Origin of the sequence: Nonomuraea sp. NPDC050328 (assembly GCF_044459405.1) — a bacterium.
Lineage (GTDB): Bacteria > Actinomycetota > Actinomycetes > Streptosporangiales > Streptosporangiaceae > Nonomuraea.
The window spans coordinates 1-13,127 of the sequence record NZ_JBITIW010000010.1; the positions used below are offsets into that span (position 1 = coordinate 1).

Annotated in this window: 11 protein-coding genes and 1 rRNA gene; 3 read left to right on the top strand and 9 right to left on the bottom strand. The window is 68.6% G+C overall.

The window, feature by feature from the left end:
* Positions 1-87 (top strand): 5S ribosomal RNA (gene rrf, locus ACIBG7_RS31950); the annotation flags it as partial.
* A 1,292-nt stretch (positions 88-1,379) separates the two neighbouring features.
* The gene (locus ACIBG7_RS31955) at positions 1,380-1,760 is read left to right on the top strand and encodes a cell division protein SepF (protein ID WP_357922206.1); all 381 of its coding nucleotides are present in this window, start codon (positions 1,380-1,382) and stop codon (positions 1,758-1,760) included.
* Here ACIBG7_RS31955 and ACIBG7_RS31960 read toward each other — a convergent pair.
* From ACIBG7_RS31960 to ACIBG7_RS31980, 5 genes are all read right to left on the bottom strand, one after another.
* A complete protein-coding gene (locus ACIBG7_RS31960; RefSeq protein ID WP_397338597.1) occupies positions 1,757-3,070 on the bottom strand; it encodes a hypothetical protein in 1,314 nt (437 codons plus the stop codon). The genes ACIBG7_RS31955 and ACIBG7_RS31960 overlap by 4 nt on opposite strands.
* 158 nt (positions 3,071-3,228) lie before the next feature.
* Positions 3,229-4,956 (bottom strand): arginine--tRNA ligase, encoded by a 1,728-nt coding sequence (gene argS, locus ACIBG7_RS31965; RefSeq protein WP_397338598.1) that lies wholly within the window; start codon positions 4,954-4,956, stop codon positions 3,229-3,231.
* Positions 4,953-7,235, bottom strand: coding sequence for an HAD-IC family P-type ATPase (locus tag ACIBG7_RS31970; protein WP_397338599.1), 2,283 nt, complete (start codon positions 7,233-7,235; stop codon positions 4,953-4,955). The genes argS and ACIBG7_RS31970 overlap by 4 nt, the downstream gene beginning before the upstream one ends.
* Before the next feature lie 7 nt (positions 7,236-7,242).
* Positions 7,243-8,235 carry a phosphate acyltransferase PlsX gene (plsX, locus tag ACIBG7_RS31975; RefSeq protein WP_397338813.1) on the bottom strand — a complete coding sequence of 331 codons (993 nt, stop codon included), beginning with the start codon at positions 8,233-8,235 and terminating at the stop codon, positions 7,243-7,245.
* A gap of 69 nt (positions 8,236-8,304) precedes the next feature.
* A complete protein-coding gene (locus ACIBG7_RS31980) occupies positions 8,305-8,865 on the bottom strand; it encodes a DUF1707 domain-containing protein (RefSeq protein WP_357922218.1) in 561 nt (186 codons plus the stop codon).
* Positions 8,866-9,047: 182 nt separating this feature from the next.
* On the opposite strand from ACIBG7_RS31980, the gene ACIBG7_RS31985 reads away from it, so the two are divergent.
* The gene (locus tag ACIBG7_RS31985; protein ID WP_397338814.1) at positions 9,048-10,355 is read left to right on the top strand and encodes a KamA family radical SAM protein; all 1,308 of its coding nucleotides are present in this window, start codon (positions 9,048-9,050) and stop codon (positions 10,353-10,355) included.
* 125 nt (positions 10,356-10,480) lie between these two features.
* On the opposite strand, the gene ACIBG7_RS31990 is transcribed toward ACIBG7_RS31985, so the two are convergent.
* The 4 genes from ACIBG7_RS31990 to ACIBG7_RS32005 form a co-directional block, all read right to left on the bottom strand.
* Positions 10,481-10,669: a hypothetical protein gene (locus tag ACIBG7_RS31990; RefSeq protein WP_357922224.1), complete on the bottom strand. Its 189-nt coding sequence runs from the start codon at positions 10,667-10,669 to the stop codon at positions 10,481-10,483.
* 65 nt (positions 10,670-10,734) lie between these two features.
* Positions 10,735-11,256 carry a YbhB/YbcL family Raf kinase inhibitor-like protein gene (locus ACIBG7_RS31995; RefSeq protein ID WP_397338600.1) on the bottom strand — a complete coding sequence of 174 codons (522 nt, stop codon included), beginning with the start codon at positions 11,254-11,256 and terminating at the stop codon, positions 10,735-10,737.
* Between the two features lie 36 nt (positions 11,257-11,292).
* Positions 11,293-12,081: an ABC transporter ATP-binding protein gene (locus tag ACIBG7_RS32000; RefSeq protein ID WP_357923313.1), complete on the bottom strand. Its 789-nt coding sequence runs from the start codon at positions 12,079-12,081 to the stop codon at positions 11,293-11,295.
* Position 12,082: 1 nt separating this feature from the next.
* A complete protein-coding gene (locus tag ACIBG7_RS32005; RefSeq protein WP_357922230.1) occupies positions 12,083-12,997 on the bottom strand; it encodes an ABC transporter permease in 915 nt (304 codons plus the stop codon).
* Positions 12,998-13,127: the final 130 nt, after the last annotated feature.

Below are 13,127 nucleotides of genomic sequence, written 5' to 3' on the forward strand. Positions count from 1 at the left end.
GGTTACATTCCGAACCCGGAAGTTAAGCTTCTCTGCGCCGATGGTACTGCACTCGCCAGGGTGTGGGAGAGTAGGTCGCCGCCGCACAAATATTGGTCAGTAGAGCCCGCCGTGGGTTTCCCGGCGGGCTCTACTGCGTTACACGAGAGTTAGGCCCGCCCGGGTGTCCGGGCGGGCCTTTCTGCGTTCAGGACGCCTCGTGGCATCTCTGAGTGTCAGGAGGGCGTCCTCTGCGGCCCAGGAGCCTCGGGGGCTCGGGGGCTCGGGGGCTCGGCGGTTGGTTGTTGGTTCACAGGTCCGTCCGCTGGCTCCGGAGCTGCTGGCTCCAGAGTGGGCGATTCCGGAGGTGCCGAAGCTCCCGGCCGGCCTGTAGGGGGATCTACGAGGATCTACGGGGATCTCGGACGGGCCTTCTCTGTCTCCTCGCTCCGCAGTCGGCCTCCTCACAGAGACGTGTCACCGGCAGTTCGGTGGGCTCAGGCTTGGTGAGGGCGCTCGACCCCCCAGGCCCAAGGGCGGCCGTCCCGTGAGCGGCTGGAGGGCTGGGGATGGGCCAGGGAGTCGCGTGGGCGAAAGTCCTGTCGCGTGGGCGAGAGACCTTGAGTGCGCGCCTCGTAGCCCGCTGGCCTTCAGCCCGGCAGAGAGCCCCTCGTGACGCGGGGGCGGGGGCAAGTAAGGCCGTGTCGTCTCCCAGGAGCGGCTGTGGCGCACCCTCGGGTCGGAGGCCGGCTGTGAGAGGAGAGGAAGCTAAAGAGTTACCCCGGCTCTCCATACGGCTGTGATCTCCGTTACGAAATCCGGTCGGCCGTGAAGCCGGGCCCCCAGCCCCCACATCCACCCAACCCCTGCTCCACCCCCGGTAACCGGATCGAGAGCAACCTTCGAGGTTAGGGATGCGTCTGATGTGGAAGGAGGGCTGCAAGCAAACCTTAGGCGCCTTGCAAACCGCTTGGGGCAGAGTGTTATCAGACGACAGTCCCGACTCAGGCAAGAGGCGAGAATGAACCACCCCCGCAAGACCACGACACGCCGAAGAGGTGAGGCGATGTCGGCGGTCCGTGGCACGGGTGGCGGACGGGCGAGGTCCCGCGGTGAGCCCCGCTGAGCTGTGCGGAAGGGCGCTCCCGGGTGGGGCAAGACGGTGCGATTTCGCCGATAGACACGGGCTTCTCGAGATCTTGTGCGCCGGTCTGAGAGATGATCATGCGCCCGGGATTACCCTAGGAAAGCAACGAGATATCCAGTCGAAACCGGGACGCTAGGCGTACAAAATGGAATTAACGCTGGGCGTGTCGCATGGCGAATCACGAATCGTCGGTTACCGTCAAATGTGTAGGGGCGTGCCAGTTGTGGTGGGTTCCTGAGGAAAGGACAAGCCGATGGGGGCAGTGCGCAAGGTGGCGAGCTACCTTGGCCTGGGTATCGACCAAGAAGACCGCTATTACGACGACGAGGAAGCGTACGAGGACGAGTACATGCCTGCGTCGGAGCGGGCGGCCAAGCGGTGGCGTGCCACTGTGGAGTCGTCGCGGATCGTCATGGTCCAGCCGTTGAAGTACAACGACGCGCCGATGATCGGGCAGCACTTCCGTGAGGGCCAGACGGTCATCATGGACGTCACCGGCATGCCGATGCCGGAGGCCACGCGGATGGTGGACTTCGCCGCTGGTCTTGCGTACGGGTGCGAGGGAAGAATCGAGCGGATCGCCGACCGGGTGTTCCTGCTCGCCCCAGCGCACGTGGAGATCGAGACGACCTAAGCCGCCCGAGGGCCGCGGCGCAGCAGCCGCGTGACCTCGGCGGCGTCCTCCGCCGCCTGCTTGGCCCTGGAGTCGGCCTCGCGGGCATAGGCGTGGAGCGCCCACACGGCGCCGTCGGCCAGCTCCTTGAGCTCGCCGACCTGAGTGGCGACGTAGCGCGAGTCGGATTCGACGGCCTTGTGCCGCTGCCAGAGCAACCAGCCCCCCGCGGTGCCCAGGGCGAGAGCGGGGAGAGCGAGCCAGATGGTGGCGATGATGCCGAGCAGGCAGGCCAGTCCGGCGACGATCAGCAGATAAGCGGGCCACGGGGGCGTGGCGTGCCGTGCGGTGCCGTCTTGAGTGATCTCGTGCTCGGCGGCGTCGATCGAGTCAGGGTCGGGGCCTTCCGGCCGCAATCTGATCTGGTGTCCGAGCATCGGCACCACGACTGATTCCGGCGGCGTGAGCACAGTGTCGGCCGCGAGCTCTTCGGTGACCTGCTTGAGGATCGGGGCGGCGACGTGGAGCGCGATGGCGGCGAGCATCGGGTCGGAGCCGGGGCGCAGATCGTCGAGGAGATGCCCGATGAGCGACCCCATGGGCCCTGCTGGGCCGGACAGGCCGACGAGGGCGCGCAGAACGCTCAGCGGCTCGTCCTCGGCCCAGGTGGTGGCGGGGCTGGCCGTACCGTTGGTGAGAGGCACGGTGACGTCGTCGCGCACCGAGGTGATCTCGACGCAGCGGGCCAGGAGCCGGGCCAGTTTGGTGCCGGCCTGGGCGGGCCGGGCGAGCTCGGGGATCTCGGCGAGTTCGGGGAAGTCGGCCAGCGAGGTGGGGACGACCACCGTGGGCTCGCCGGGGGCGAGGGCCTGGATCCACTGGCCGGGGTCGGCGTGCTCGTGGATGGCCAGGACGTCGAGCTTGCGCAACACGAAGATCTTGCCTGCCGGGCCGTACGCGCCGCGGGCGGCGGCGAGCCAGAGCGCCCGCTGGCCGTGGGTGACCGGGCGGTCGAGGGCGAGGTCGCCGAAGGCGGTGCCGAGCCAGGAGGCGTGCACGCGGGCGCCGTGACCGGCGACGGCGAGGGCGAGGCAGAGGAAGAGCGCGGTGTTCTGCTGGTCGCGGCCGGCGGCGCGGGAGAGCGGTTCGAGCGGGTCGTCGCCGCGGAGGATGGCCAGGAGGGCCTGGAGCGCGGGGGGCAGCCAGTCGCCGGGCTCGTCGGGGAAGTCGGCCTCTGAGGGCGGGACGGAACCGTTGGCCGCCAGATGGGCGAGCAAAGCCTCGGTGTAGCGGTGCACCTCGGAGGGGCGGGTGGTGACGTGCGTGCCCAAGGCGAAGACTCTCCCCCTCATGTCATGAGCACTGGCGAAACCCGAGGTCTCCACGCTCTGGACGACCGGCTCGGCCGCCTTTGGACACTCTAGAGCGTAACGAGAGGGCGCGCCATCTCGATGGAGGCACGCCCTCTGCGCCGTGAATGAACGGGAATCTACATACGTTCGGGGGTCGCCACGCCAAGAAGGGACAGGCCCGTCTCCAGAACGCGCAGGGTCAGCGCGCACAGCGCCAGCCGGGAGGCGCGGACGTCGGGGTCGACGCCCTCCTTCACGACCGGGCACTCCTCGAAGAAGGTGCTGAACAGGCTGGCGGTCTCGAACAGGTAGGCCGCCAGGCGGTGCGGCTCGTTGAGCATGGTGGCCTGCTCGACGACCGTGCCGAAGCCCAGCAGGTGCAGGGCCAGGCTGCGCTCGGCGGGCTCGCCGATCCGGATCGGGCCGCGGACCGCGCGCGGGTCGTAGCCGCCCTTGCGGAAGATGGAGCGGATCCGGGCCTGCGCGTACTGCATGTACGGGCCGGTGTTGCCGGTGAAGCCGAGCATGCGGTCGAAGTCGAAGACGTACTCGCTGTCGTGGCTGATCGACAGGTCGGCGTACTTGACCGCGCCCATGCCGACGGCGTGGGCGATCTCGTGCTTGGTCTCCTCGTCGTAGCCGCGGTCGTCGATGGCAGCCGAGGCCCGCTCGATGGCCTCGTCGAGCAGGTCGGTGAGCTTGACCGACTCGCCGGAGCGGGTCTTGAACCGCTTGCCGTCCTTGCCGAGCATCATGCCGATCTGGACGTGCTCGGCCGAGGAGGTCTCGGGCAGCCAGCCGGCCAGCCGCGCGGCGGCGAAGACCATCCGGAAGTGGAGGGCCTGGTCGGCGCCGACGACGTAGAGGATGCGGTCGGCCTTGAGGTCGTCGGTCCGGTAGCGGATGGCGGCCATGTCGGTGCTGGCGTAGCCGTACCCGCCGTCGCTCTTGCGGATGATGAGCGGCAGCGGCTTGTCGTCGGAGCCGGTGAAGCCGGGCGGGAAGACGCAGAGCGCGCCGTCGCTGTGCACGGCGACGCCCATGGCCTCGAGGTCGTCGCAGGTCTTGTCGAGCATGGGGTTGTACATGCTCTCGCCGGCGATGTCGTCGTCGGTGAGGGTGACGCCGAGCATGGCGTAGACCTTGTTGAAGTAGCGGATGGTGGCGTCCATGAAGACGTGCCACAGCCGCATGGTCTCGGGGTCGCCGCCCTGCAGGGTGGTGACCCGCTGCCGTGAGCGGATCTTGAAGCTCTCGTCGCCGTCGAACTTGACCCGGGCGGCCTGGTAGAACTCGGTGCCCATGCCGGCTTCGAGCTGCGCGACCGCGCTGTCCTCGCCGATGTCGAGCAGGTGCTCGATGAGCATGCCGAAGGGCGTGCCCCAGTCGCCGAGGTGGTTCTGCCGGATGACGGTGTTGCCGAGGTGCTCGTTGAGCCGGGCCAGCGCGTCGCCCACGATGGTGGTGCGCAGGTGGCCGACGTGCATCTCCTTGGCCGCGTTGGGCGCGGAGTAGTCGATCACGACGGTCTGCGGCGGCGTGACGGTGGGCACGCCGATCCGCTCGTCCTCGAAGGTCTGGGAGGCCTGGGCGGCGATCCAGTCGCTGTCGAGGGTGATGTTGAGGAAGCCGGGTCCGGAGACCTCCACCGTGCCGGGGAAGTCGGCGAGCCGGTTGGCGATCTCCTCGGCGACCTCCCGCGGCGGCCGTCGCAGTCGCTTGCCCAGGCTCATCGCGACGTTCGCCTGGAAGTCGGCGAACTGGGAGGGCCGGATCAGCGGGTCTGCGTTGGCGTACTCAGGACCGAACGCGCCGGCCAGCGCCTGCTGGACGCGCTCGGTGAGTACAGTCTGCGGGTCGGTCATGTTCTAAGGGTACCGGCGAGCTTGACGGCGATCGTGATGCCGGCCGCCGCCACGCCCGCCACGGCGAGCGAGATGAGGTCGTTGCCGACGTCCCCGGGCTGCAGGGCGAAGAACTCGCGTACGGCCGGCAGCGCGAGCGCCAGCATGAAGGCGGCTCCCATGATCACGACGAGGCCGATCCGCCACATCGTCAGCGGCCGGGCGACCAGCACGAGCACCCACCACGAGGCGAAGAAGAGGGTGAGCACCGCCGCGCTCTTGCTCTCGGCGAGCGAGGAGCCGGGGGCCGACAGCAGGAAGGCGGCGACGACGGCGATGCCGGTGATCAACCCGGCCGGTACGGCGAAGCGGAGCACCCGCGGCACGAACCCGGGCCTGGAGCGCTCGAAGGTGGGCGCGAGCGCCAGGAAGAAGGCCGGGATGCCGATGGTCAGCGCGTTGACCAGCGTGGAGTGCCGGGGCGCGAACGGGTAGTCGGTGGCGAGCACGACGACCAGGAACGAGATCATGATCGCGTAGAAGGTCTTGGTGAGGAACAGCCGCGAGACCCGCTCGATGTTGGCCAGCACCCGGCGGCCCTCGCCGACGACGTGCGGCAGCGTGGCGAAGCGGTTGTCGAGCAGGACGACCTGGGCGACCGCCTTGGTGGCGGGGCTGCCGGCGCCCATGGCGATGCCGAGGTCGGCGTCCTTGAGCGCGAGCACGTCGTTGACGCCGTCGCCGGTCATCGCCACGGTGTGCCCGCGTGACTGCAGGGCGGCGACGAAGGCGCGCTTCTGCTGCGGGGTGACCCGGCCGAAGACGGTGTTGTCCTCCAGGGCCCTGGCGAGACCGGCCTGGTCGTCGGCGGGCAGCGTGCGGGCGTCGACCGCGTCGGCGCCGCCGGGGATGCCGAGCTTGACGGCGATGGCGGAGACCGCGTCGGGGCTGTCGCCGGAGATGACCTTGACGGCGACGCCCTGCTTGGCGAAGTACTCCATCGTCTCGTGCGCGTCCGGGCGCAGCCGCTGCTTGAAGGTCACCAGCGCGACCGCCTCGGGCGTCTCCTTGCCGTCCAGCTCATCGGTACGGCAGAGCGCCAGCACCCTGGTTCCGGTCATGGCGATGGACCGGGCCTGGTCGTAGGCGTGCGTGCCGACGTCGAGCAGCATGTCGGGCGCGCCGATGAGCCAGGCGCCCTGGTCGGCGAAGACGGCGCCGCTCCACTTGCGGGCCGAGGAGAAGGGCACGACGTCGGTGGAGCGCCAGCCGTCCGGCATGGACGCGTAGCGGGCCTGGAGGGCCTGGGCGGTGGCGTTGGGCCGGGGGTCGACGTTGGCGAGGGCGGCGAGCGCCTCCTCGACCGGCTCGTCGGCGCGCAGGGGGATGACCTCGTCGAGGTCCATGCCGCCCTGGGTGAGGGTGCCGGTCTTGTCCACGCACAGGACGTCCACGCGGGCGAGGCCCTCGATGGCGGGGAGCTCCTGGACCAGGCAGTTGCGGCGGCCCAGCCGTACGACGCCTACGGCGAAGGCGATGGAGGTCATCAGGACCAGGCCCTCGGGGATCATCGTCACCACGCCGGCGACGGCGCCGGTGATCGCGGTGGCGAAGTCGGCGGAGTTGCGCAGCAGGTTCCAGATGAGCAGCGCGCCGAGGGGGACGACCAGCCAGGTGATGTACTTGATGAACTTGGTGACGCCGTCGCGCAGCTCGGAGTGGGCCAGGGAGAACTTGCTGGCCTCCTGGGCCAGCTTGACCGCGTAGGCGTCGGTGCCGACCTTGGTGGCGACGTAGGCGCCGGAGCCGGCCGAGACGAAGCTGCCGGACAGCACCTCGTCGCCGGGCTTCTTGTGCACCGGGTCGGACTCGCCGGTGAGCAGCGACTCGTCCACCTCCAGGCCCTCGGCGGCGGTCACGTCGCCGTCGACCAGCAGCTTGTCGCCGGGACCGAGCAGGATGAGGTCGCCCTGCACCACCTGGGAGGGGTGGATCTCCTGGTCGTGGCCGTCGCGGCGGACCTGGACCGGCGTCTCGTTGACCACGGCGAGCTGGTCGAGCGTGCGCTTGGCGCGCCACTCCTGGACGATGCCGATCGCCGCGTTGGCGACGATGACGAGGCCGAACAGGCTGTCGCGCCAGTCGCCGAAGATGAGGATGAGGGCCCACAGGACGCCGATCACCAGGTTGAAGAAGGTGAAGACGTTCGCCCGGATGATGGCGCTCAACGACCGGCTGGTCTGTTTGGGCACGTCATTGGGCTTGGCCGTCGCCACCTGGGCGGAGGTGAGTCCTGTCACGAACACATCACCATAGCCGGTGCGGCCGGTGGGCGATCCGTTCTCCGATCCTCTCGACGATGCCGCCTTTGCACAGGTCAGCCGCCAGGCGGCAGGCGGCGGCGACGCCCTTGGCGGTGGTGGAGCCGTGGGCGATGACGATGGTGCCGTTGAGGCCCAGCAGGACGGCTCCGCCGTACGCCTCGGGGTCGAGGCGCTGGGCGAGCTCACGCAGCCGGCCGCGTTGCATGAAGGCGCCGAACTTGGCCACGCGGCTGCCCTCGATGGTCTCGCGCAGCTCGTCGAAGGCGTAGCGGACGGCGCCCTCCATGGTCTTGAGCGCGACGTTGCCGGTGAAGCCGTCGGTCACGATGACGTCGGCGATGCCGGTGAGCATGTCGTGGCCCTCGACGTTGCCGGTGAAGCCGGGCAGCTCGGCCAGGAGCTCGTGGGCGCGGCGGGAGAGCTTGTTGCCCTTCTCGGCCTCGCTGCCGATGGTCAGCAGGCCGACGCGGGGTTCGTCGATGCCGAAGGCGATCTGCGCGTAGGTGGCGCCCAGGTGCGCGAACTGGACCAGCATCTCCGGCTTGACCTCGGCGTTGGCGCCGGCGTCGAGCAGGATGGTGGGCCGGGGGCGGGTGGGGAGGGCGACGGCGATGGCCGGGCGCAGGACGCCCGGCAGGGCCTTGAGGCGCAGCTTGCCGGTGGCGACGACGCCCGCCGTGGAGCCCGCCGAGACGATCGCGCCGGCGTGGCCCTGCCGTACCAGGTGGCAGGCGATGGCGATGCTGGACTTCGGGCGGCGCAGGCTGGCCAGCGCGCCCTCGTGCATGGCGAGCGCCTCCTCGGCGCGCACGATGGGGATCTCCTTGGTGGCGCCGTGGGCGGCGAGCGCGTCGTAGAGCACGCGCGGCGGGCCGACCAGGACGATCTGGAGCCCGTGCTCGCGGACCGCCTGGACGGCTCCCGCCACGATCTCGTGCGGGGCGTGGTCGCCACCCATGGCATCCACCGCGATCATTTCGGACACAGTCCGAATGGTAGGTCCCCGGAGGCCGCTACCTGCTGGTCTGGTCCCCGTTCACCGGCCTCAGCCACCCTGGGCGAGGTTCCAGTCGGTGATCCCGCGGTCGATGACGACCTTCGACAGGATGGCGCGGCCGGTGACGCGGATGACCGGGCCGCCGGAGCCCGAGCCGCCGGAGACGTTGCGCTTGCCGAGGATCGTGGTGCCCTCGTCGATGATCACGCACTCGTCGGGCACGCGCACGATGAGCTTGGTGAAGCGCACGTCGAGATGGAGGGTGATCTCGCGGCCGGGCAGCACCGCCTCGCTCAGGTCGATGACGAGCGCGCCGAAGCGGCCGTGCAGGCGCAGCTCGCGGGCGGCGGTCCAGCGGCCCTTGCGGATGGTCTTGCCGAGGACGGCGTCGACGCGGCCGCTGCCCAGGGCGAGGGGCGCCTGCTTGGCGTCGACGTCGGGCAGGTCGCGGGTGATGGGGACCAGTTCGCCGACCGTTTTCGCAGCGTAGGCGGCTTCCAGGCGGTCGAGGTGTTCGGGGCTGGTGAGCCGGCCGGTGGCCAGAGCTTCGCCGAGGACCGCGGCGACGCGGTCGCGGTCCTCATCGGACGCGCGGAGGTCATCGCTCATGAAACCACCATACGCGATATGTCGTGTCTTTGCTGGCACCTCACTGGCAACTTGCGTCCCAGTGGAACCAGAAGTGGGCGTGAGCGCGTCCGGGTATAAGGGCCCTAGACGCGCGGCAGGGCCCATTGGTTTACGCCCACACGAACAAAAAAGATGGGAAAGGCCTAGTGATCTTGAACGAGATGGGAACCCGGCGTTTCACGGCCTACTCCGCCAAGCACCTCGACGAGCTGCTCCGTCGCGCGCGGCTCGACGAGGAGGAGAGGCTCAAGGTCCGCGCGGTGGCCACCGTGCTGCCCTTCAGGACCAACGCGTACGTCGTGGATGAGCTCATCGACTGGACGGCGGCGCCGGACGACCCGATCTACCGGCTCGTCTTCCCCCAGGCGGACATGCTCCCGGCGGACGACGTGGCCCGGCTCGCCGGGCTGCTTCGCTCCGGCGCGCCGGCCCCCGAGCTCCAGGCCGAGGCCAACCGGGTCCGGCAGGGGCTGAATCCGCATCCGGCCGGGCAGATGGATCTGAACGTGCCGAGGATCGGGCTCGACCCGGTTCCCGGCATGCAGCACAAATATCCGGAAACGGTGCTCTTCTTTCCTAAACAGGGACAAACGTGTCATGCGTACTGCACCTACTGTTTCCGGTGGGCGCAGTTCGTCGGCGACGCGGACCTCAAGTTCGCCTCCGACGACGTCAAGCAGCTCGCGGAATACCTGAAGGCGCATCCGAACGTCACCAGCGTGCTGCTCACCGGCGGCGACCCCATGATCATGGGCGAGCCGGTGCTCAAGCGGTACATCGAACCGCTGCTGGAGATCGAGCAGCTCGAATCGATCAGGATCGGCACCAAGTCGCTGGCCTACTGGCCGCAACGCTTCGTGAGCGACCCTGACGCCGACGCCACGCTGCGCCTGTTCGAGAAGGTGGTCGCGGCGGGCAAGAACCTCGCCTTCATGGCCCACTTCACGCACCCGCGCGAGCTGGAGCCGGATCTGGTCGCGACCGCGGCCGAGCGCATCACCGGCACCGGGGCGACCATCCGCACCCAGGCGCCGGTCATCCGATCGATCAACGACTACCCCGCCGCCTGGGAGGTCATGTGGCGGCGCCAGCTCACGCTGGGCATGATCCCGTACTACATGTTCGTCGAGCGCGACACCGGTCCCCAGGACTACTTCGCCGTCCCGCTCGTCCGCGCCTACGAAGTCTTCCGCGATGCCTACGCCGCCGTCTCGGGGCTCTGCCGCACGGTGCGCGGGCCCTCCATGTCCGCGACGCCGGGCAAGGTCTGCGTGGACGGCGTCGCCGAGATCTCCGGGCAGAAAGTCTTCGTCCTCCACTTCATCCAGGCGCGTGACCCGGCACTTGTCGGAAAGCCGTTCTTCGCCCGCTATGACCCGAATGCGGTGTGGCTCACGGATCTGCGGCCGGCTTTCGCGGACCGATTCCCTTTCGAGCAGATTCCGCAGAATACGCGGCTTTCCGCCTGATCAATTCCCCGGAAAGGACTCGTGAATTCGCGCCGAACTCCGGCGCGCGATAAACGACGCCCGCCGCACCCCTTTTTCGGGGTACGGCGGGCGTCGCGAGCGATGGGGAAGTGGTGGGCCCAGTGTCAGGGAAGTCGGACGCCGGTGCGTCGGGCGATCTGGGCCTGGAGTCTGGCCATCTGCCAATGCAGCTCAAGCAGTTGCTCGGCCAGTTGGATCCTGGGAATCTCGGACACGTCCTCGATGGCCAGGTGGTCAATCGCGGACGACAGCTCTCGCATCGCGCGCCCCCACTCCATCAGGTGTTCTAGCATCGAACGAACGTTCTAATGATAGCGGAACACGGGTCACGCTGTCAGGCGGACGACGCTCAGGTCCCTCAGGTTTCGTACACCGGCACGATGTAGCCCCGGGCGAGGGTGTTGGCGACGATGTTGAAGCCCACCACGTTCGCCGGCGTGTCCGGCGACAGGCCCAGCGACTCCACGCCGAGCGCGTGGACGGCGACGATGTAGCGGTGCGGGTAGCCGGGCGGCGGGGCGGACCCGCCGTAGGCGGCGGTGCCGAAGTCGTTGCGGCCCTGCACGCCGGGCTTGGCGTCGGCGGTGCCGTACCCGGTGGGGAGCTCGGTGGTGTCGGCGGGCAGGTCCCACAGCAGCCAGTGCCAGAAGCCGCCCTGGGTGGGGGCGTCGGGGTCGTAGACGGTGACGGCGAAGCTGCGGGTGCCCTCAGGGGCGCCGGACCAGCGCAGGTGCGGGGAGAGGTTCTCCCCGCTCATGCCCCAGTCGTTGAACACGTGCGCCTCGGGGACGCGCTCGCCGTCGCGCACGTCGTCACTGGAGACGGCGAGCGGGGCGACAGGGGGAAGGAAGTCGAACGGGATCGGCGGCCGGGCGGACACGATGCACCTCCAAGAAGAACGGTGCTAACGGTCCTATCAGCCTTTGTTGTAGGCCGCCATCACCTCGGTGGGATCGCCGTCCATCTTGATCTTGCCCTTGTGCAGCCAGATGACCCGGTTGCAGGTCTCCTCGATGACCTTGTGGTCGTGGGAGACCAGGAAGACCGTGCCGGCCGACTCCCGGATCTGCCGGATGCGCTCCTGGCTCTTCTTCCGGAACTCGCGGTCACCGGTGGCCAGCGCCTCGTCGATCAGGAGCACGTCGTGCGTCTTGGCCGAGGAGATGGCGAACCGCAGGCGGGCGCCCATGCCGGAGGAGTAGGTGGACATCGGGAGCTGGACGAAGTCCTCGATGCCGGAGAAGTCGACGATCTCCTGGTACTTCTGCTTGACCTCGGACGGCGTCATGCCCATGGCGTAGCAGCCGAGGATGATGTTGCGCTCACCGGTCAGCTCGCGCATCAGCGCGGCGTTGACGCCCAGCAGGGACGGCTGGCCGTCGGTGTAGACCGCGCCCTCGTGCGGCGGCAGCAGGCCGGCGATGGCGCGCATGAGCGTCGACTTGCCCGACCCGTTGCGGCCCACGATGCCGATCGCGTCGCCGTGGTAGGCCACGAAGGACACACCCTTGACGGCGTGGACCTCGGTCATCTGCGGGCGGCCCTGGCGCTTGAGGATGCGCGTGAGGGCGTTGACCGCGTTGCCCTTCTCGTGGTCGGTCGTCTTGGCGTAGACGCGGTAGACGATGTGGAGGTTGTCCACGATGACGGTGGGGGTGCCCGTCGGCGCGTCGAGCGGCGTCACTTGCGGCAGCTCCTCGGTCATCTCAGCCACGGCCGTACCTTTCCTCGGCACGCCAGAAGTACCAGAAGCCGAAGAGCAGCGCGAACACTGCCCACACTATGCAGCTCGTCATGACCCACACCGGCGGGGTGTGGCTCTCGATCAGGATGTCGCGCATCCACTCGATGTAGGAGGCCGCCGGGTTGAGGTACATCAGGTCGGCGACCCACTGCGGAAGCTTGGCGCTCTGGACCACCTTCTCCTGGATGGAGAAGAAGACGCCCGAGGCGTAGAGCCAGGTGCGCATGATGAAGGGCAGCAACTGGTTCATGTCGCGCATCGAGGCGCCGACCCGGGCCATCACCAGGCTGGCCCCGATGTTGAACATCGTCTGCAGGATCAGCACGACCGGGATCATCAGCCACAGCCAGGTCGGCATCTCGCCGGTGATCATCACGATGCCGAGCAGGACGCCCATCGAGATCAGGAGCTGCTGGAGCTCCTGGATCGTGTAGGCCAGCGGCAGGGCGGCTCTGGGGAAGTGCAGGGCCCGGATCAGCGAGAGGTTGCCCGAGATCGACTTGGCGCCCGCGGTGACCGATCGCTGGGTGTAGGTGAAGATGAACATCCCGGTGATCAGGAACGCCGGGTAGTTCACGATGTCGCCCTTGCCACCCAGGATGATGCCGAACATCACGAAGTAGATCGCGGCGTTGAGCAGCGGGGTGATCACTTGCCAGAGCTGGCCCAGTGCGGAGTTGGAGTACTTCGACACGTTGCGAGAGGTCGCGTACGTGAGGATGAAGTGCCGCCGCTCCCAGAGCTGGCGCAGGTAGACGTGGAATCTCGGCCGTGCGATGGCACGGCGAAGCCCATATCTCTCGGCGAGCTTGGCCAGCGACTCCCCGCTTCGGCCGCCCGCCTGGGCGTCCGCGTACGCGGATTCCGGCTGGCTCATGGAAAGGACTCTATTGGATGCGGGTGGATGGGATGCCTGGCGTGACGCTTCCTTCCATGAAGTCTTGGACGGAAGTCCCCCATGCCGGGTTCCAACGCTTGGTCAACCGTAGCCCAGGAACCGGCAGGGT